The sequence below is a fragment of the Streptomyces filipinensis genome (genome assembly GCF_014649495.1).
Lineage (GTDB): Bacteria > Actinomycetota > Actinomycetes > Streptomycetales > Streptomycetaceae > Streptomyces > Streptomyces filipinensis.
The window spans coordinates 704022-721478 of record NZ_BMTD01000002.1 but is presented as its reverse complement, the minus strand read 5'-3'; the positions used below and the strand labels follow the sequence as shown (position 1 = coordinate 721478).

Here is a 17457-nt window from a genome sequence, read left to right as displayed (position 1 = left end):
GCGAAGGTGCCCAGGATGAGGACGCCGGTTGCGGCGATGATGGCGGCGACCGGGCCGCCGGCCAGGGAGGCGGCCGCGACCGTGCCCACGGTGGTGTTCGTGCCGGTCAGGGCGAGGGGTACGACCGGCCAGCCACCGGGGGTGTGCTCCACCTCGGCCGTAACAGTGGGCTGTTCTGTCGGGGTCGGGGCGGACAGGAGAGGTTCGTGTGTCAGAGCCTCGGTTGCTACCGGCTCAGTGCTGAGTTCCGTCATACTGCGTGCACTCCTTTGCGGAGTAGGGCCCGGCTGGGGTCGTGGAAGAGTCGGCCGGGCCTGCCAACAGGGCTTACGCGGCGCGCTGTTCTTCGGGGTACGCGCAGCTCACGCACGCACCGAGCGAGGGCGGGATGACGTATCCGGCATCCCGCCGGCACTGCGGGCAGGTACGGCGCGCAGCGTTCGCCTTGGCCAGGGCGGCCCGCTTCGCAGGCGTCATCGGCCGGACCGGCTTGGCGTGCTCAATCGAGTAGAGGTAGGCGACCAGCGGCCCCCGGCGGCGCCGCGGACGCTCCAACTGGGCGGCCACATCCTGCCCGCCCGGCCGAAGCCCCTTCGCGCGCAGCTGGCGGCGGGTAGCCAGCCCCTCAGGAGCGAGCCGCCAGCGATAGACAGGGATCGCCGCCATCAACGGCTCGCGATAGCAAGCTCAGCCCCGCCCGCGGCCGGGTCGCGGTGCTCGGCGTAGCGGGCGGAGACCCAGCCGACCGACCAGCCGCACAGCTCTGCCGCGCACCGCACCGACAGTTCCGCGGTGAACGCGGCGGCCACGATCTGGCGAGCTTCGTCCTCCGGGAGCTTGCTCGTGGCCGGGCCCCGCTGCAGCAGCGCAGCGCGTTCACGCTCGGCCCGCTCTTCACGCGCGGCCTGTTCACGGCGTTCACGCTCCGCCCGCTCCGCGCTCTCACGGGCGCGGCGTTCGGCGGCTTCTCGCTCGGTGCGTTCACGCTCCCGCTCGCGCTGTTCACGCTCGCGTTCACGGCGTTCACGGCCCTCGCGCTCCGCGATCTCGCGGGCGGCCCGCTGCTCCTGCTCCTGCAGCCAGCGCCGCTCCTCCCGCTCCGCGGCTTCACGGGCCAAAACGGCCTCATGTTCACGCTGTTCACGGGCCAACTGCGCGGCGTGCTCGCGCTCCTGGCGAGCCTGCCGGCGGGCGGCCTCCTCCCGCTCGTAGGCCGCCCGCTCGGCCGCCTCGCGCTCGGCCCGCCGCTCCTTCTCCAGCCGTGCCACCGCCGCGGCGATCGCCCGCCGGTAGGCCAGCGAAGTCTCTGCGGTGACGATCAGCAGCAGCGGCGCCACCGCGTGGACAGCCACGCCCACCAGGTCTTTCCTCAACGCGCAGTCCGCTGTGTTCAGCGCCAGGGTCATCAGCCCGGTCATCCACCGCAGCGTGATGGGCCATGCTCCGCCGTGCCCACCCAGACGGGCCAGCACGTCATCAAGCTTGACCACGATGACCACCGCGGCATCCACCACCAGCGGCAGGATCGGCGCCGTCCAAGCCCACTGATCGGCCGTGTGCTTCGCCATCAGCGGCGTCACGGTGAGGATCGAGTAGAGCATCGCCCCGCACACGATCAGCCACGTGCCCAACGACAGGGCGCGTTCTGCTGAACGGGTCTGAACGCTGTTCATGCCGCCCCCTGACCCGGCCTCGCCGCAGGCATGCGAGCGCGGCGGAAACCGTTGGATGCGGGGTTGTAGATGAACGCCTCACAGCGCCACGTGAACGCGGCCGCCGGGCGTTCATCACAGCGCTGCCACACGGCATCCGCCGGCATCCCGTGGGTGGCGGTGTCGGCGTGAGCGTCCTCGCGCGAGGCGTAGATGGTGTGCGGCTCACCGTGGTGGAGCAGCACTGTCAGCGTCTGCCCCTCCACCGGCCCGGCCTGCAACTCCGCGCGCAGTCGGCGGATCTCGATGTCCTTCAGCAGCAGTTCCTGCTGTGCGGCGGACAGCTCTTTCACGGCGTTGGCGAGGATCTCGCCCACCTCGGAGGAGGTGTCCTTCGCCCGTTCGAGGTCAGCCACGAGTTCGAAGACGTGGTCACGCTGGATTCCGGCGTCACTCTCCGCCGTCTCAGCGCGCGTCGTCAGGTCCCACAACTCGCGGATGTGCCGGGCCCATGCGGCGTCCGCCTGCCCGTGCACCTCACGGGCACGAGTGCGGGCCTGCTCGGTTTCCGCGCTCATGCGACGCAGCCGCGCCGCGGTGACAATGCGGATCACGCGGCACCCCCGTCCGACCCCGGGGCGGGAATCTGTCCGAAGGCCACCAGCTCCAGCGTGGCGCCCGCGTACTCGACGGACGCCTGGAGGACGCGCGTGCCGCCGCCGTTCTGCGTGCCGTGGGTCACGGCGTCGGGAGCGATGCCCAGCGCCGCACGCCACGACTCGAACGTCCCCAAGTCGTCGTGGAAGCGCAGCTTGAGCCGGTTCGGGAAGATGTCGGTCACCTCCAGCACCGGTGCCGGCAAGTGCCCGAAGTCCACTGCCAGCAGGCGCAGCGCCCGCAGCGGCACCGACAGGCCGTCCAGTAGCAGCCCCTCGCTCATGCCGCCTCCCCCGAGACCGCACGGTTGGCCAGCGCCGCCCGCGCCGTCAGCACACGGTGCAGCGCCTTGCGCAGCCGCCGCTTGTCCAGCTCACTCGGCGTGCGGTCCATCAGCGCAATCCGCACATCCAGCAACTCCACCTCCGCCTCAATCAGAGGCGTCTCAGCGACGATCGCGCACAGCTCCGCTGCCGTCGGCTCACGGTCCAGCTCATCCGCATCGATCGCGGACGACACGGAAAGGGAGAGAATCTTCATGGGTCGTGTTCCTCTCGAAGCGTGGAACGGCCCAAATAGCGGCTCCCGGGGAGGCACCCCCGGGAGCCGCGCGCCGTTGGAGTCGGAACATCCAGCTCCCCGCGCTCCCGTCCGTCCGGGGCCCGCGCAAGGCGGCCCGTACGGGCGGGAGAGGCAGCCGGCCGCAGCATGAGGCACTGCGAAGCCAGAAAGACGGACCGGCAAGCTGCTCAGGCGACGCTGGCCGGTCCGGTCTCGGCGGCGCCTCGGGTATGTCGTCGGGTCACACCGACCTCCTGCAGATCGCAGGGACACGGCTTCACCGATGCACCGTTGCCGCAGCGCACCGGCCCCGAGCCGGGAAAGTCGGGTGCGTCATCGTCGCTGCTCTGACGCCAGCAGGCGGCCTGCACGAATCGGTGCAGGGTGGCGTGCCGCCGACGACATCACCCGGTCGCCACGGGGGCGGTCTCACTCTTACCGCCACGTGCGTTGGGGCCCCGCTGCACTTCTCCACACCCCAGACCGGGTGGCGCCTGCCAAGCGCATAGGGAGGAGAACGACGTTCATCACGGCGGTTTGCCCCCGGACCCTCGCCCTGGGCACCTGCCGTGACCGCCGCTCCCGCGTCAGCCCCGCACGATCACTGTTCAGTTCTCAAGGAACGACCAGCTCAGGGCCCCTGCGGAAGCGAGTTATCCCGAACCGAGCGGACGTCCGTGCATGCCGGCTAAGCCCCTTCCAGAGCCCGGGGTCACGAACCTCCCTAGGGACATTTATAGGGCTCCTCCCTAGGGAGGTCAATGGGGCACGAAAAGAGGGGCCCGCGGTGAGCGGGCCCCTCCAGGGCTGGTTCGATCAGCGTCAGCCGGTGATGTGGTACTCCATGACGTAGACCCCGGCATCCAACAGCATCCGGTTCACTTCGACCGGCTTTCCGTCCTCGGTCAGGGCGGTGCGGTAGATCTCCACCACTGGCGTCCCCTCGGTCAGGTGCAGACGTTCGGTCTCTTCCTGGCTGGGCATGCGTGACCGGAGTTCTTCAACGAAGTGGACGGGTTTGGCGCCGAGTTCGGCCAGGCGCGCGTACGTTCCACCGGGCCCCGTGTCCTCCTGAGTGATGGGAGACGCTCGCACGAGGTCGGCCGGTAGGTACGAAACAGCAGCCTGAACCGGCTCACCTTCGACGGCGAACAGCCGATCGCGGACCACAACGGCCGCGCCCTCCTCCAACTCCAGGATGCGCGCCACGTCGTCCGGAGCTGGGGCTTCATAGACCCGAAGCGCAACGACTGTCATCGGCCGGTCGCCGATATCGGCGCTCCAGATGGATCGGCCGGCGCCCCACCCCTCCTGGGAAAGCCGCTTGTTTGCCACCCGCCGAATCGGCTGGAACTCCCTGACGTAGGTGCCGCTCCCCTTCCGCCGGACCGCCAGCCCTTCGGACACGAGTAGCGTGAGGGCTCGCCGCGCCGTCTCCTTGGCCACCCCGTACTGCTTCACGAGGGCAGGCTCACCGGGAAGCCGCGCGCCGGGACGCAGGCCACCTGAACGAATGCGTTCCCGCAGTTCGTCGGCGATCTCCCTGGCGGTCTCCGCCATCAAGCTCCTCACTTCCCTAGGGTGGTTTCCAAATACCAGCTTGGCACAGACGCGTCTGGTACCCCATCTCAGGAGGGCCACGAATCCGCGCAAGCGCCAACAGGGAGAGGTGCCGATGGGCAGCCAGCTGCGCAGCGGCGTTACGCCAATCCGCACACACGTGCGGCCCTCCACCCGTCCCTCCTGGCTCTCCATCTGGCTACTCCTGGCGAACCGTGGCGATTAAGCGCTCAGGCCTCGTTCGCGCCAAAGCGCACGATAGGTTGCCAGGGAATCGGCTCTGTCATGCCTAGACGCCCCGTTCGTCCTGGGTGGGGTCCGGCCGGGTTGGCGACTCAACCCGGTCGAGAGCGACAACAGACGGGAGCCGAGGAGATGGTGCGACCCAAACAGAGGAAACGCCGCCGACGCCGCAAGCGGGATTGGGTGGAGTTAGCGGTGGTGACTCTTAGTGCGGTGACTGCCATCGCGGGATGCGTGCAACACCTGTTGTGACGCACTAGTGGTGAGCCGGACGACTGGTTGGGTGAGTGAGCCCGGCCGACGGCTAGGCGGCCGGACCCACTCTGTCCCGCGCACGGGGCCTGGTTTGGGGGTGCATCCCAAGCCAGGCCTTCTGCATGCGCGGGAGCTCGGAGCGCCGGGAGGCTGCTTCCCGTGCCTGCTCCTACACGAGGTAACCGCAAGTCATCAGCACCCCACAAGAGATCAAGATCTCACGGGTGCCATTTTGTCGACATTTCCCTGGCGAATGATCACCGCGATCGGTGGCGTTTCGGGGGTGGCGAATACAAACGTGCAGCTAACGCGCTCGCGAGGGTGGCGAAACGTGGCGTATGCAGATCTATCGCTGACGCCGAGCGTGCCGCAGCACTCCTGGCGCGGCGTAGTGCCTGGTCAGACCGTTGCGGGCCCGAGGGTGAATGGGTGCCGATTACGGCGGCGGCAAAAACGATCACCGGCAGAAGGCGGCGGAGTTCCTGCAGGCGCTGCGCACGTTCCGGATACGCCGCCGACCGAACGCCCCAAGGGCGGTGACTGGGCTCCTTCCCGCTTCCCCTGCGACGTGGGCCACGGGCTCAGAGGAGGCATGAAGGCGCCATGCAGTCGCGGGACGAGTCCTGCCATCGCAGGCCCAGGCCGGGGATCGATCGTCGACAGGTGGCGACGGCGGGTGCGCCGCAAGCCGAGCGCCGATGGCGGCCCGGCGGGTGGATGCGGTCGCGGGCAACGGAGTAGTGGCGCAGCCCATCGGGTGCCGGATCCGGGGCGACGGGGTCGATGCCGAGAGCCGTGAGGATCTGCAGGTCGTCCCGCATTCTCCTCCTTACCGCCGACCGCCCTTGGGGCGCTGCTGGGTAGCGTACTGCCTAGAATCGAACATGTGGACGACCCTGCCTCTTCGCGTCTCGTGCTGCTCCGCTTCCTTGAGCGAGTACAGGAACGCGACCTCGCGCGCACCCGCCGGTGGATCGCCGACGAGGAACGTCGCGAGCGGGAACAGCGGCAGGGTGAGCAGGCCCGCCCACCGGCGCCCGACTGGCTGCTGGAACTCGGCCTGAATCGGGACGCGGCCCCCGCGTATGTGCATGCCGGGGGCTGTTGGAACGCCGGCGGGCGGAGTAAGGGCGTGGACCGGTCGACCGCGTTGCGGGCGCTCAACGAGGCTGTAGCGGCCTGTCCGCACTGCCGACCGGACATCGAGTTGGGCGTCCTCGACTAGGCGCTACGTGGTCGGCGGCCCGGGGCAGCCGACGCGAGCGCACGAAAGTTCGAGCCCACTCCTCAAGGCCGGCGCTGAGAACGATCGAGGTGTTGTCCAGGCCAAAGAAAGCCAGCACACGGCGACACTACGCGAGCACGCGCCGTCGGTGTGCCGCGAGGACCCTATGAGCCTGACTGGAACTCATCGTGTGCTGCACCCATGCTCGTGGGGACGGTCCTTCATGGTCATTAGCGCGAGGGCAGCCACAGCAATGCAACGTAGGTTCCGCGCGGGCTGGCGTCTGGCACTTCCGCTCCTCACGTCACCCCCTCGCCTCGACGCCAAGGGCCCCGTGGCCACGCAACAGGGACGCAGTCACACGAAACCCGGCCAGGGCTTTCGTGTGCCGTGTCTTGACCTTTCCTGCATGCGTCGCCTGCATGCGTCGGCGCCCTCCGCCTCAGTGACGCGATCGGGTCGCGAGTGCCCCGTTCGTTGCACTTTCACCGTCTTCGAGCCGGTGCGAAGATGCGTCTACTCCGTTCCCAAGCTGCGGGCCACGATGCGGTCAGGGTCGTCACTTCTCCGGCGCTCATCTTCCTGCCAGTAAGCCCACCGCTTGATCAGGTAGGCGCGCCGCTCATCAGTCATCATGACCGATCGAGAAAGGGCAGCTTGCGGATCTCCAAGAAGAAGCGCCCCTTCTCCGATAAAGGCGCTCGTACCGTACACCGGAGAAAACGCGTGAAGCTCTGGCCCATAGGCCGTCATTGTCAACGTCATCGAGGTACGGTGATCATAACGAGGACGCAAAGCATCGAACGTCATGAATGATTCATCTCTCGCTCGCTGCTGATCTCTTTTGTAGCGCAGCTCGTCGGGGTTCATGTGACCACCACCCCGCTTAAATTCAGATTCTCGACCGAGATCAAGACGTACTGCGGCTCCAGCGGTCGATCCTTGTACTTGTCCCCAAGAAAAAGGAACTTATCGCGAAAGAGGGTCTGGTTGCCCTCGCGGGCGAACCAAGAGCGCCAGTCATTTAGCTGATCGTGGGCCTCCGTGAACTCACTAGTGGGGCGCCCGTCTCTCCGGAACCAACGCTTTGACGGTTTCTCAATCTCGATGAGAATCGGCGTGATAAGGCCTGACGATCTCGTGACCCACATGAAGTCTGGTTCGAAGGTCCTTCCGCTGCCAATTAGCTTTGGCCGTCGAAATACTGCCCCCATGTCCGACCCGTGGTGTCCACCAGGGCCAATATCACCACTACCGCCCGGAATCATTGATGGATGCAGCTCAAGGAAGACCTGAACTTCGTCCTCCTCCGGATCCCGGCTCAGGAGTCGGTACCAGTCAGCAAGCGCCAAATCCGAGTACGCCTCCCAAGCATGGCTCCTCGGGCGGAGTGGATCTGTATCCGGAGCGATCGCGTCAAAGCCGACGGCCCTAGTGGGCGACTGGGGGTTCTCCATGAGTCAAGGCTAGACACTGACCGTTTGGCATGTCCCGCTTTTCTAGCACTCTGGGCGGCTCGGTCGGTGGTTGGATGACCGTTACTTAGGCTGCAACAGCATGGGTCATGAAGGGATCAGGTGCCTGGACACAGTGTCCGGGCCCCTGAACTGATGCCGTCGGGCAAATTTGTCAGTGAAGACACCTTCGCTGTCACACTCCGAGCGTGCGGGAAGGTTGTCCACTGCCGCTCGAATTGATGACGTAGACCCCGGGTTCCTTTTCTTCCGACGATCGGCGTACACGCTCTTCCCAACCGGGGGGCCAGATAGTGGAGTCGCTCCACCTGAGTCCCGTCAAATTGACGCTTTCAAGGTTGGCGTCACTTAGATCGGACCCCGTGAAGTCGTCCCTGGCTTTGCTGATCTTGCGGAATGCCCTGGAGATGGAAACATGCACGGCGTCAATCACTCCGGCCACCGCGGGAAGCTGGACTCGCGCCTTGCGAAGTGGAATGGCAGAGACGGTCGAGGACAGAATTTCGAGATTTTCGGAAAGCCGGATGGCTGTCCCTCCAGCGTAAGGGTGGACCCAACCACCCTGACCGACATCAGGGGACAGAAATAGGCCGCCAATAGCAATCATACATGTGCTGGCTTGGTCAATCCATTTCGTGATTTTCCTCTGGCGGAAACTCAGCTCTCCACGCAAAGCGTAGCTTCTCGCCATGGTCAAGGCGGTATTCCCCCGAATTAGCTCCTCTTGGACACTCCCATAGATATCACGCAGGGCGAGCCTCTCTGCATCATTCTCGATGCTCGAAAGTTTGAGATCGAAGCGTCGATCCAGGGCGTAGCCGCGTTCCAATAGCGCCTGCACGAAAGAGGGTGTATCGAGAGAATCATCGCACCCTTCGCCCATTGTGGGTCCGTCGTGGCCTGTAGGCAGATCTGGCGGACGGAAGGCTGGTGCCCGGCGTGACAGCACTGCGAGCACCCGCCCGCCGAACGATTCGGCGGCGACCATCACACGGCACCCCCAGGGCTCGCAGGTGTATCGGTCGGATTGGATGCCCCCGGTGCGTTCTGGTTAGGCTGTGAATTTCCAGTCGATAGGGGCTGCTGGGGCACCTGTGTTTGTTGTGCCCTCTGTTGTTCAACCATTCCGATCACTGCATCCCTACCCAGCTGTGCTACGAGTGGAACAAGAGACGTGATCTTCTCAAGGACTGTAAGGGCTCCGGCCCCTACGATCATCGCAATCCACGGTGTCACCGCATGTGGTGGGCTCGCAGCGACGGCGGCCGCTACGCCTCCGCCTACGACGACGCGGAGCAGTGCAGCCACGCTGTACGCCGCAACCCCCGGAGCGGGGAGGTTTTCCTCCCCAGGTCTTACTTCCCTGCGGGGCGTTGGGATAGCCGGCCCGGGACCTACAGAAGATGACTCCACTTTCCAAGGAAGCGTTCGATGCCAGCGAACGGCTCTCACGAAGTCAAGCGCCTCCATCGCGAAACCGCCGAACGCTCCCCAGCACATGGCCTGTTGCCATCCCATGCGCTGAGCCTAGAGGAGACTGACGGCACTCGATGCACAATCAGTGGGAATCATGCTGCTCGGGGCCAAGATCGAAATTCGGCCGGGCCGTGGACGAGTGACCAACGGCGACCAACACGTTACGAACGTCCGACAACAGGCCAGCCCTGCGTCGACGTCTATTTCGGGAGGTCGATCGGGGCCGACATCGCTTGCTGCGCAACAAGCGGATCGAGTGCCACGAGCACCGTCCGGATCACTCTGGCGCCTCGTGACCCCGGTGTACCGACGCACTGGCACCCCGGGCCGCTCTTCGGCTACGTGACTAAGGGCGAGATCCTCGTCGAGGAGAGGGACAGTCGCCCCGGGTGGTCAAGCCGGTGACGCCCTGTTCGCGCCCGGGCGGGATGTCTACGACGCCGCAGGCGTCCCGCGCCTTGAGCAGGGCGCGGTGGGCTGAGGCGGCAGCGGAAGTGCTGCGCGAGCTCGGCTATACGGTCGACCCGCCTGCGGACCAACCTCGCCAGCGAGACGACGCTCGGCTCAACTGGCCCTGACACTGCTCCAAGGGCACGCCATCGCGGCGCGAGGTTGTCAGTGCCTGCCCTAGTAGCCAGGGTAGGGGCCAGTTCGTCTTGAATCCCCCACGTCGAAGATCCCCGGCGCTGGCATGCTGACAGGTCCGACTTTCGGACCGCACCGCAGGGGGTTAGCGTGATCGTGAACCGGCGTATCGCCAGCGAACAGCCTGATGAGCCCGACGAACTAGAGCAGCACCTCACCGAAAAGCTCAATGCCCCGCTCGACTGGCCCGAGGGCGGTGTCCTCACTGTCAGCCATGTCGCCCGAATCGCCGCTGCTGCAACCTGCGACACCGCCTACAGTCACGCTGCCAACGGTCACTTGATCGACCTGTTCGCAGCGCTTCCGTTGCCGGGAACCGCGGAAGGGAAGAGCTTCTGGGAGCGCATCCGCGACGTCGGGGGCAGCGCAGCCTGGAACATCCACCCTGCCAACATGGGCGGCCCCTTCTTCGATCGCATGCATGACGGTAATGAGGGCGGCATCGCCTCCCGCCTCCTGAGCTTCCTGGCAGAGCTAGGGCCCTCTCAGCGCATCGCCGTAGCAGAGGTCATCGGCTCAGCCCTCGACAACGGCACCATTGGAGTCAGTGGCGGTTACGGGGGAGAGCTGTGGCTCCGAGATGCTGAGATGAGTGCATGGCGCGTCGCGCTGGCCAGCCGACGGGAGTTCGAAACGTCACAGGACCGCGAGCGATTCTTCGAAGCATGGCGCCGCGCCTGAGCGCCTGACACGGCCGTGCTCCTAGGGCGGCCCTTTCCGGAGACCTTTGAGAGGCAGTTTCCCCCAGGTGTCCCCCGATAGGTTTAGGAGCTGCTAAAAGACCTGCTCAGGGAGTGTGAAACCAGCCCGCTGTAAATCTGCCGGCTTCGCCTTCCCAGGTTCGAATCCTGGCGCCGCCACACGGGAACGAGAGCCCCGTGACCTGCAAGATCAGGTCACGGGGCTCTCGTCGTGTCGGGGCCCTGGTCGCTGTCCCGTGCCACTGGATCTTGACCGTTCGCCATCGGACTTTGACGGACGCGAGTTTGTGTCATCGGAGTTTGATCACCGCAGGTCAGCGACTCAGCGCACCGAAGGTGCGCTGAGCCGCTGATTTGTACTTATGTGCCGTACCTCGTAAACGTGCAGGTCAGGAAGGCTTGACCGCCGAGACCGGGGTGACGGTCACCTTGTTGTCGCACTCGGCCCACCACCCGTCGTTCAGGGCGACCTGGTGCTTCCCGGAGTGCGGCAGCCCGATGACCATCGTCGGAAACGCCTTCGGGGTCTTGCCCGAGACGCAGTAGCCGTCGGCCTCCCCCTGGACCTGGACGAAGGTCAGCTTCACCCACGCCTTGCCGTGCGGCCGGACCGTCACGGTGGCCGCCCTGCCGGTGGTGGTGATCTTGAGCGGGGTGTTGTGGGTGGGGGAGCCGTTGCCGGCGCCCGCGACCGTCGTCGGATGGCCCTTCAGGACGCACGTCCTCTCGGAGGCGTTGGTGAACTGCACGACCGCCGCCCCGGTCCCGGTCCCGACGGGCCGGTGGGCGGCCTGCCAGGCGCTGACCTGGAGGGCGGAGGCCGAGCAGGCGGGCGGCGGGGTGGAGGTGGTGGTGCTCGCCGCCATGGCGGTGCCGGGCAGGATGCCGGTCACCGCCGCCGCGACGGCCGTGACCGCCGTCGTCGCCAGAGCCGCCCTGCGAATGCCGTTGCTGTGCCGCATGCTGTCGTTCCCCCTGAGTCGTCTCGTCCGCGGGTTTCGGTGGTCGGTTGTTGCCCCGCGGTACGCGTGGTCGTGGTACGTGAGTGCAGATGGGGCGGGAGAGCGGCAGGGTTCCGTGGGGCGACTACTTGTGACGGAACGGTGACGATCCGATGACACAAACTCGCGTCCGTCAAAGTCCGATGGCGAACGCTCAAGATCCAGTGGCACGGGACAGTCGCATCCGCTGGTCGCACTCCGCGGTCTCTTCACTAGAATCGAACGCGTGAACGAAGACCGTCCGCTGACGCGTCTCGACATGCTGCGTTTCGCCCGCCGCGTCGTCGAACACCAGGCCGCGAGGCAGCTTGCGCTGATGGACCGGTGGATCGCGGACGAGGAACGCAGGGAGGCCGAGCGGCGCCGCCGCCTCGCGTCCCGGCAGGCCGCGCCCGAGTGGCTGATCGAGCGCGGTCTCAACGGCAGCAGCGCCGTGTACGTCCACCTCGGTGGCTGTACGAGCGCCGGCGGACGCAGCAAGGGAGTCGGGCGCGACCAGGCGGTACGGGCCCTCACCGAAGGAGGTGTCCCCGCGTGCCCGCTGTGCCGGCCCGACACCGCGCTGGGGCTTCTGGAATGACCGGTCCGGGTGCGGCCCCGGGCGGTCCGGACGATGCTGGAGCCATGGCCGGGAAACGACCCATCATCGTGCACCTGCCGTCCCCGACCGGCGGGCGCCGGGTCCGGGTCGACGGCGAGATTCTCGGCCTGGCGCACAGCGTGCGGGACCTGGTGGAGTTCCTGCGCCGGGCGGGGCTGGAGATCGAGCCGGAGCAGGTGGCCGACTCGCCGCTGATCGACTGGCGCGGGGTCGGACCCGACCGCTGGGAAGCCGAGACCCGCACCTGACGCCGGTGTCGCCAGCGCGCCGCCGCGGGCACACTGACGGCATGTCCTCCCCACGCAGAACCTGTCCCGTGTGCCGCCGTGACATCGCCGTCGTCGCCGGCCGCTTCGCGCGGCACGACCCGTCCGGGGCGCGGCAGAGCGGGGAGCTCGTCTCCTGCACCGGATCCCGGCGGCAGGCGCAACCAGACGCCGTCCAGCCGACGTTGGACGGTTACGCGGTACCGGAGTTTCCCGGGCAGCTGACGCTGTTCTGAGTGCGGATCGGAGCCGGGGGAGCCGGGAGCCGGCTTACGGAGCCTGACGGGGCGACAGCGGGCAGCAGGCGAGGCCGGGGTGGCGGGTTCGGTCGTTTCGAGGGGCGGAGAGCGGTCTCAGTTCCCCGCCACCGACTTCACCGCGACCGACACCGGTGTCGATCCGCTGATCAGCTCCAGCGTCAGGCCGGTCGTCGCCGGGGTGTCCACCAACTCCGCGAGAACGGCCGCGACATCGTCCCTCGGGATCGCGCCGCGCCCGGTGTTCGCCTCCAGACGGACCAGACCCGTGCCCGCGTCGTCCGTCAGCGAACCGGGGCGCAGGATCGTCCAGTCCAGGGCCTCCTGGCGGGTGATGTACGCGTCCGCCTCGCCCTTGGCGCGCAGGTACGCGTCGAAGACGTCCTCGCCCTGGTGCGCGGGATCCGCGCCCATCGAGGACACCACCAGAAAACGGCGTACGCCCGCGCGGACGGCCGCGTCCGCGAACAGCACCGCCGCGCCCCTGTCCACCGTCTGCTTGCGTTCCGTGCCGCTGCCGGGGCCCGCGCCCGCCGCGAAGACCGCCGCGTCGGCGCCCTGCAGGTGCGCCGCGACCTCTTCGACCGAGACGGACTCCAGGTCGAGCAGGACCGGTTCGGCACCGGCCGCCCGCAGATCGTCGCCCTGCTCCCTCTTGCGGATGATCCCCGCGACCTCGTCTCCGCGCGCGGAGAGCAGACGCTCCAACCGCAGCGCGATCTGACCATGACCACCAGCGATGACAATGCGCATGATTCCGACCGTACGCCGGGAGGGGCGCATCCGCCGCACGAGTTAACCGGCACGGCCGGAGCGCGCCGGGCGCACGCCCGCCATCGCGCGCCTGGCGCCACACGCCCCTGCCCGGCGCGCGCATGATCCGCGCTCCCTCAGGCCGCCAACACCCGCACCAGCAACGCCACGACGGCCCGCCGGGGGGCAAGGCGGGCCGGCTACGTCGTGGCAGCCGAGCAGCGCCAGGGCCGCTCCTGCACCTCGTGGCAGCCCGAGAAGCGCCAGGCCCGTCTCGGAGGCCGCCTCGTGGCAGCCAGAGGAGCGTCAGGCCGGCTCGGAGGTGCCTCGCGGCAGTCCGAGCAGTGCTGGGCCCGTCTCGGAGATACCTCGTGGCAATCCGAGCGGCGCCGGGCCCGCTCACGTACCTCGTGGCTACCCGAGCAACCTCAGGCGGCGCGGCTGGGATACCGCGTGGCGACCGGCGACCTCAGGTCGACCCAGCTGCCTCAGGACTGGCCGAGAAGGCCCAGGCCCCTCCAGCCGGCTCTCGGGCCGCCCGAGAGGCAACAGCCGGCTTCCGGCCCGCCCGAGACGCATCAGCCGGCTTCCGGCCCGCCCGGGGGGTAGCAGCCGACTTCCGGCCCGCCCGGGGGCAACAGCCGGCTTCCGGCTCGCCCGAGACGCATCAGCCGGCTCCCGGGCCGCCCAGAAGACATCAGCTGCCTCCCGGGCCGCCCCGGCAGCTCTCAGGTCGGCCCGGCCGCCTCATGACAGCTCACCGCGCCCCTGCCGTGGCAGCCCGAGTTCCGCCGCGGCCGCCGAGTTGCAGTACTCGCGCACCGCACTCGTGCGGGCCACCACCCGCCCCCGGTGCACCACGATCCGGCTGTAGGCCAGGGACAGGGCGCCGGCCAGGCGGTCGCCGCGCACGGCCAGGAGCTCGGCGGGGAAGCCGGCCTCCACGCGGACCTCTGGCAGCCCCAGCGCCGTGCGCGCCGAGACGCTCACGGCGTCGTAGGCGTCCTGCGGGCGCAGGCCGTGGGCGGAGGCGAGGAGGTACGCCGCCTCCAGCGGGTCACCGCGGCCGACGGGGTTCGACAGGTCGCGCAGGGCACCACTGCCGGCCGCCACCCGCACCCCGGCCGCGCGCAGCAGCCGGAGCGGAGCGACGCCCCGCCGGTCGGCGCCGCCGCAGCCGCCCTGGGGCAGGCACACGACCGTCACGCCGGCCGCCGCGAGCTGGTCGGCGGCGCGTGAGGCGGCCTCGGCGGGAAGGCGCATGAGACCGGCGCACGGCCCGATCGTCACGCCGGGGCGCAAGCCCCCCGCCATGGCCGCGAGCCGGGACAGGCGGGCCGGGTCGGAGGCGTCCGTGTGCAAATCCACCGGGCAGCCGTGCTCGGAGGCCACCTCAAGGACCGTCTCCACATAGCCCGTGGGATCGGGGTCCAGGTCGGGGCAGCCGCCCACCACGGAGGCGCCCATCTTGACCGCGTCACGCAGCATCGCCAGCCCGTCGGCCCCGGCCACCCCGGTCAGCAGCCGCGGCATGGCCACCGTCGCCAGCTCCGCCAGCCCGCGCAGCGAGCGCCGCGCCTGCAGGACGGCACCCAGTGCGCCGAGGCCCTGGACATCACCCACGCGCACGTGCGCGCGTGCCGCCGTCGCCCCGTGCCCGAGCTGCAGCAGAGCCGCCTCCGTCGCCCGGCGCTGGACGTCCTCGGGGGCGTACGACACCGGCCCGGGGTGCTCGGCGGACAGCGCGGTGTCACTGTGCGCGTGGGGCTCGGCCGGGGCCGGGAGGAGCAGGTACCCGTTCAGGTCCACGCGGGTGGCGCCTGTGCGGGCCGGGCCGGGCGCGAGGCTGCCGGCCGTGCCCACCGCCTCGATGCGCCCGCCGCCCAGCCGCACGTCCACGGTCCGGCCGTCGGTGAGCCGGGCCCCGCACAGCAGCAGGGCGGCGACGTCGGACTGGCCGGAGGATCCCGAGGAGTTCGACGGTGGGTGGGGCTGCGGCTGGCTGTCGGGCATCGCGCTCCAGGTTCGGGGCCGGGGGCTCGGACGGACCCGCGTGAGGATTCAGGGGCCGGTAACCCCATGATCACGCAGAGTGAGTCGAGCCTAGGGTGGCGAGCCGCGCGGGACGCGCAGGGGCGCAATAGTCGTACCGGCGTGGTCCGCCCCCGGCAGTCACGTGCGGCATGCGTGTGGCACACGTGCGGCACCCGCGCGTGGCCGCGGGATCCGTCCCGGCGGGCCCCCGTCCACGCGACTCACGAGGCCGCTGCGAGGGCTGGGATGCGGGCCGTGATGGGCGGCCGGATACGGATTTGGGTGAACGGCGGCGGACCGTGTAATGTCTTCATCGCTCGCCCCAATAGCTCAGTCGGCAGAGCGTCTCCATGGTAAGGAGAAGGTCAACGGTTCGATTCCGTTTTGGGGCTCTGGTGTGAGAGGTTCCCGTCGAAAGGCGGGTTCCGATCGCATCGCAGCGGTGTAGCTCAGTCGGTAGAGCAAGCGGCTCATAATCGCTGTGTCACCGGTTCAAGTCCGGTCACCGCTACAGACAGTAGCCGATTGCGGGGTCGGTCCTTCGATCGGCTACTCTTTCTTGCGTTGAATCAGTCCATCCGTTCGTCTTAGGAGCACTCACGTGGCTGCCACCGACGTCCGCCCGAAGATCACGCTGGCCTGCGTGGAGTGCAAGGAGCGGAACTACATCACCAAGAAGAACCGGCGTAACAACCCGGACCGTCTTGAGATGAAGAAGCACTGCCCGCGTTGCAACGCGCACACCGCGCACCGCGAGACGCGATAAACAGGCTCGTACGCGAGGCCGTCCCCTTCCGAGGGGGCGGCCTCGCGTCGTTTCAAGAGCGGCGCCGGATCACCCGGTTCACCGGCTCGTGAGCCGACGCGGGTCACCGACTCATAGGGCCGGTGCGGCTCACCGACTCGGAGGGCCGACGGGGTTCACGACTCGTAGGGCCGACGGGGTTCAGCGGCTCATCGGCCCGCGCGCCTCGTAGACAGTTGCGCGTCGACCCGCCGGTTGCCCGTCCGTCCCACCCGCACGTTCCCCAGCTGGTTTCCGGCTAATTTGGGGCCATCACAGCAGACATCAGGAGGTGCCGGGCCATGGCGCTCGACCAGTCCTTCGTAGGACGGACCTACCCGCCCACCGCGGCCTACGAGGTGGGCCGGGAGAAGATCCGCGAGTTCGCCGAGGCGGTGGGCGAGACCAACCCGGTCTACACCGACCCCGAGGCCGCGAAGGCGTACGGACATCCCGATGTGATCGCCCCGCCGACCTTCGTCTTCTCCATCACCTTCCGGGCCGCGGCGCAGGTCGTCGAGGACCCGCAGCTCGGCCTCGACTACAGCCGCGTCGTGCACGGCGACCAGAAGTTCGCCTACAACCGCCCGGTGCGCGCCGGTGACCGGCTCTCGGTCACCTCCACCATCGAGGGGATCAAGTCCCTCGCGGGCAACGACATCCTGGACATCCGCGGTGAGGTGTACGACGAGGCGGGCGAGCACGTCGTGACCGCCTGGACCAAGCTGGTGGCCCGCGCGGCCGAGGAGGCGTGAGGACCTGATGACGGCGAAGATCACGTACGCGGACGTCGAGGTCGGCACCGAGCTGTCGGCGCAGACCTTTCCCGTGACCCGGGCCACCCTCGTGCGCTACGCGGGCGCCTCCGGGGACTTCAACCCGATCCACTGGAACGAGAAGTTCGCCAAGGAGGTGGGCCTGCCGGACGTCATCGCGCACGGCATGTTCACCATGGCCGAGGCGATCCGCGTGGTCACGGACTGGGTCGGTGACCCGGGCGCGGTCGTGGAGTACGGCGTCCGCTTCACCAAGCCGGTCGTCGTGCCGAACGACGACCAGGGGGCCCTGATCGAGGTCAGCGGCAAGGTGGCGGCCAAGCTGGACGACAACGCGGTGCGGGTGGACCTCACGGCGACCAGCGGCGGCCAGAAGGTGCTGGGCATGTCCCGGGCGGTCGTGCGTCTGGCCTGACGGCGCCCGCAGCGGTGATGACCCACAGCGGTGATGACCCACAGCGGTGATGACCCACAGTGGTGAAGACCACAGCGGCGATGTAAGGGGCGTCCTCCCTGGAGGGGCGCCCCTTACGCG

Annotated in this window: 20 protein-coding genes and 2 tRNA genes; 10 read left to right on the top strand and 12 right to left on the bottom strand. The window is 68.3% G+C overall.

Features of this window, described 5'->3' with window-relative positions; translation table 11 throughout:
• Positions 1-327: 327 nt before the first annotated feature.
• The 6 genes from IE244_RS08365 to IE244_RS08340 form a co-directional block, all read right to left on the bottom strand.
• Positions 328-666: an RRQRL motif-containing zinc-binding protein gene (locus IE244_RS08365; RefSeq protein ID WP_191872167.1), complete on the bottom strand. Its 339-nt coding sequence runs from the start codon at positions 664-666 to the stop codon at positions 328-330.
• The gene (locus IE244_RS08360; protein WP_191872019.1) at positions 666-1673 is read right to left on the bottom strand and encodes a DUF2637 domain-containing protein; all 1008 of its coding nucleotides are present in this window, start codon (positions 1671-1673) and stop codon (positions 666-668) included. Before IE244_RS08360 ends, IE244_RS08365 begins: the two co-directional genes overlap by 1 nt.
• Positions 1670-2230 carry a hypothetical protein gene (locus IE244_RS08355; RefSeq protein ID WP_229854001.1) on the bottom strand — a complete coding sequence of 187 codons (561 nt, stop codon included), beginning with the start codon at positions 2228-2230 and terminating at the stop codon, positions 1670-1672. Before IE244_RS08355 ends, IE244_RS08360 begins: the two co-directional genes overlap by 4 nt.
• Before the next feature lie 32 nt (positions 2231-2262).
• On the bottom strand, positions 2263-2592 hold the full coding sequence (locus tag IE244_RS08350) for a hypothetical protein (protein WP_191872015.1): 330 nt from the start codon (positions 2590-2592) through the stop codon (positions 2263-2265).
• Positions 2589-2849 (bottom strand): DUF6284 family protein, encoded by a 261-nt coding sequence (locus IE244_RS08345; protein WP_191872013.1) that lies wholly within the window; start codon positions 2847-2849, stop codon positions 2589-2591. Before IE244_RS08345 ends, IE244_RS08350 begins: the two co-directional genes overlap by 4 nt.
• Before the next feature lie 843 nt (positions 2850-3692).
• A complete protein-coding gene (locus IE244_RS08340; RefSeq protein WP_191872011.1) occupies positions 3693-4430 on the bottom strand; it encodes a GntR family transcriptional regulator in 738 nt (245 codons plus the stop codon).
• Between the two features lie 1384 nt (positions 4431-5814).
• Between IE244_RS08340 and IE244_RS08335 the strand changes: the two genes are divergently transcribed.
• The gene (locus tag IE244_RS08335; RefSeq protein WP_191872009.1) at positions 5815-6153 is read left to right on the top strand and encodes a DUF6233 domain-containing protein; all 339 of its coding nucleotides are present in this window, start codon (positions 5815-5817) and stop codon (positions 6151-6153) included.
• A gap of 516 nt (positions 6154-6669) precedes the next feature.
• Here IE244_RS08335 and IE244_RS08330 read toward each other — a convergent pair.
• The 3 genes from IE244_RS08330 to IE244_RS08320 all read right to left on the bottom strand — a co-directional run bounded on the left by IE244_RS08330 (position 6670) and on the right by IE244_RS08320 (position 8616).
• A complete protein-coding gene (locus IE244_RS08330; protein ID WP_191872007.1) occupies positions 6670-7023 on the bottom strand; it encodes a hypothetical protein in 354 nt (117 codons plus the stop codon).
• Positions 7020-7610: a Shedu anti-phage system protein SduA domain-containing protein gene (locus tag IE244_RS08325; protein ID WP_191872005.1), complete on the bottom strand. Its 591-nt coding sequence runs from the start codon at positions 7608-7610 to the stop codon at positions 7020-7022. Before IE244_RS08325 ends, IE244_RS08330 begins: the two co-directional genes overlap by 4 nt.
• A 193-nt stretch (positions 7611-7803) precedes the next feature.
• A complete protein-coding gene (locus IE244_RS08320) occupies positions 7804-8616 on the bottom strand; it encodes a hypothetical protein (RefSeq protein ID WP_191872003.1) in 813 nt (270 codons plus the stop codon).
• A 1223-nt stretch (positions 8617-9839) separates the two neighbouring features.
• Here IE244_RS08320 and IE244_RS08315 point away from each other — a divergent pair.
• A complete protein-coding gene (locus tag IE244_RS08315) occupies positions 9840-10430 on the top strand; it encodes a hypothetical protein (RefSeq protein ID WP_191872001.1) in 591 nt (196 codons plus the stop codon).
• 409 nt (positions 10431-10839) lie between these two features.
• On the opposite strand, the gene IE244_RS08310 is transcribed toward IE244_RS08315, so the two are convergent.
• Positions 10840-11412: a DUF4232 domain-containing protein gene (locus tag IE244_RS08310; protein ID WP_191871999.1), complete on the bottom strand. Its 573-nt coding sequence runs from the start codon at positions 11410-11412 to the stop codon at positions 10840-10842.
• Positions 11413-11677: 265 nt separating this feature from the next.
• Here IE244_RS08310 and IE244_RS08305 point away from each other — a divergent pair, with 265 nt between their 5' ends.
• Genes IE244_RS08305 through IE244_RS08295 form a run of 3 tightly spaced genes read left to right on the top strand, consistent with a single transcriptional unit; the run spans position 11678 to position 12554 of the window.
• Positions 11678-12031: a DUF6233 domain-containing protein gene (locus tag IE244_RS08305; RefSeq protein WP_191871997.1), complete on the top strand. Its 354-nt coding sequence runs from the start codon at positions 11678-11680 to the stop codon at positions 12029-12031.
• Positions 12032-12075: 44 nt separating this feature from the next.
• The gene (locus IE244_RS08300; protein WP_031167006.1) at positions 12076-12300 is read left to right on the top strand and encodes a hypothetical protein; all 225 of its coding nucleotides are present in this window, start codon (positions 12076-12078) and stop codon (positions 12298-12300) included.
• Between the two features lie 41 nt (positions 12301-12341).
• Positions 12342-12554: a hypothetical protein gene (locus tag IE244_RS08295; protein WP_191871995.1), complete on the top strand. Its 213-nt coding sequence runs from the start codon at positions 12342-12344 to the stop codon at positions 12552-12554.
• 117 nt (positions 12555-12671) lie between these two features.
• Here IE244_RS08295 and IE244_RS08290 read toward each other — a convergent pair whose 3' ends face one another.
• Both IE244_RS08290 and IE244_RS08285 read right to left on the bottom strand, forming a co-directional pair.
• Positions 12672-13328 (bottom strand): SDR family oxidoreductase, encoded by a 657-nt coding sequence (locus tag IE244_RS08290; protein WP_191871993.1) that lies wholly within the window; start codon positions 13326-13328, stop codon positions 12672-12674.
• Positions 13329-14075: 747 nt separating this feature from the next.
• Positions 14076-15341, bottom strand: a complete 1266-nt coding sequence (locus IE244_RS08285) for an amidohydrolase family protein (protein WP_191871991.1) — start codon at positions 15339-15341, stop codon at positions 14076-14078.
• Positions 15342-15681: 340 nt separating this feature from the next.
• Here IE244_RS08285 and IE244_RS08280 point away from each other — a divergent pair.
• The 5 genes from IE244_RS08280 to IE244_RS08260 all read left to right on the top strand — a co-directional run bounded on the left by IE244_RS08280 (position 15682) and on the right by IE244_RS08260 (position 17337).
• Positions 15682-15754: transfer RNA gene (locus IE244_RS08280), tRNA-Thr, on the top strand.
• A 46-nt stretch (positions 15755-15800) separates the two neighbouring features.
• A tRNA-Met gene (locus tag IE244_RS08275) sits at positions 15801-15873 on the top strand.
• 90 nt (positions 15874-15963) lie between these two features.
• Positions 15964-16128, top strand: a complete 165-nt coding sequence (rpmG, locus tag IE244_RS08270; protein WP_003948671.1) for a 50S ribosomal protein L33 — start codon at positions 15964-15966, stop codon at positions 16126-16128.
• Between the two features lie 320 nt (positions 16129-16448).
• Positions 16449-16901, top strand: a complete 453-nt coding sequence (locus IE244_RS08265; protein WP_031167014.1) for a MaoC family dehydratase N-terminal domain-containing protein — start codon at positions 16449-16451, stop codon at positions 16899-16901.
• Between the two features lie 7 nt (positions 16902-16908).
• On the top strand, positions 16909-17337 hold the full coding sequence (locus IE244_RS08260) for a MaoC family dehydratase (RefSeq protein ID WP_191871989.1): 429 nt from the start codon (positions 16909-16911) through the stop codon (positions 17335-17337).
• The last annotated feature ends 120 nt before the right edge of the window (positions 17338-17457 follow it).

Excerpts from the sequence above, each read along its gene's own strand:
- IE244_RS08260 (WP_191871989.1), top strand. The coding sequence starts at position 16,909 with ATGACGGCGAAGATCACGTACGCGGACGTCGAGGTCGGCACCGAGCTG.
- IE244_RS08310 (WP_191871999.1), bottom strand. The coding sequence starts at position 11,412 with ATGCGGCACAGCAACGGCATTCGCAGGGCGGCTCTGGCGACGACGGCG.
- IE244_RS08285 (WP_191871991.1), bottom strand. The coding sequence starts at position 15,341 with ATGCCCGACAGCCAGCCGCAGCCCCACCCACCGTCGAACTCCTCGGGA.
- IE244_RS08295 (WP_191871995.1), top strand. The coding sequence starts at position 12,342 with ATGTCCTCCCCACGCAGAACCTGTCCCGTGTGCCGCCGTGACATCGCC.
- IE244_RS08290 (WP_191871993.1), bottom strand. The coding sequence starts at position 13,328 with ATGCGCATTGTCATCGCTGGTGGTCATGGTCAGATCGCGCTGCGGTTG.
- IE244_RS08265 (WP_031167014.1), top strand. The coding sequence starts at position 16,449 with ATGGCGCTCGACCAGTCCTTCGTAGGACGGACCTACCCGCCCACCGCG.
- IE244_RS08365 (WP_191872167.1), bottom strand. The coding sequence starts at position 666 with ATGGCGGCGATCCCTGTCTATCGCTGGCGGCTCGCTCCTGAGGGGCTG.
- IE244_RS08340 (WP_191872011.1), bottom strand. The coding sequence starts at position 4,430 with ATGGCGGAGACCGCCAGGGAGATCGCCGACGAACTGCGGGAACGCATT.
- IE244_RS08330 (WP_191872007.1), bottom strand. The coding sequence starts at position 7,023 with ATGAACCCCGACGAGCTGCGCTACAAAAGAGATCAGCAGCGAGCGAGA.
- IE244_RS08360 (WP_191872019.1), bottom strand. The coding sequence starts at position 1,673 with ATGAACAGCGTTCAGACCCGTTCAGCAGAACGCGCCCTGTCGTTGGGC.
- IE244_RS08345 (WP_191872013.1), bottom strand. The coding sequence starts at position 2,849 with ATGAAGATTCTCTCCCTTTCCGTGTCGTCCGCGATCGATGCGGATGAG.
- IE244_RS08355 (WP_229854001.1), bottom strand. The coding sequence starts at position 2,230 with ATGAGCGCGGAAACCGAGCAGGCCCGCACTCGTGCCCGTGAGGTGCAC.
- IE244_RS08300 (WP_031167006.1), top strand. The coding sequence starts at position 12,076 with ATGGCCGGGAAACGACCCATCATCGTGCACCTGCCGTCCCCGACCGGC.
- IE244_RS08325 (WP_191872005.1), bottom strand. The coding sequence starts at position 7,610 with ATGGAGAACCCCCAGTCGCCCACTAGGGCCGTCGGCTTTGACGCGATC.
- IE244_RS08350 (WP_191872015.1), bottom strand. The coding sequence starts at position 2,592 with ATGAGCGAGGGGCTGCTACTGGACGGCCTGTCGGTGCCGCTGCGGGCG.
- IE244_RS08320 (WP_191872003.1), bottom strand. The coding sequence starts at position 8,616 with ATGGTCGCCGCCGAATCGTTCGGCGGGCGGGTGCTCGCAGTGCTGTCA.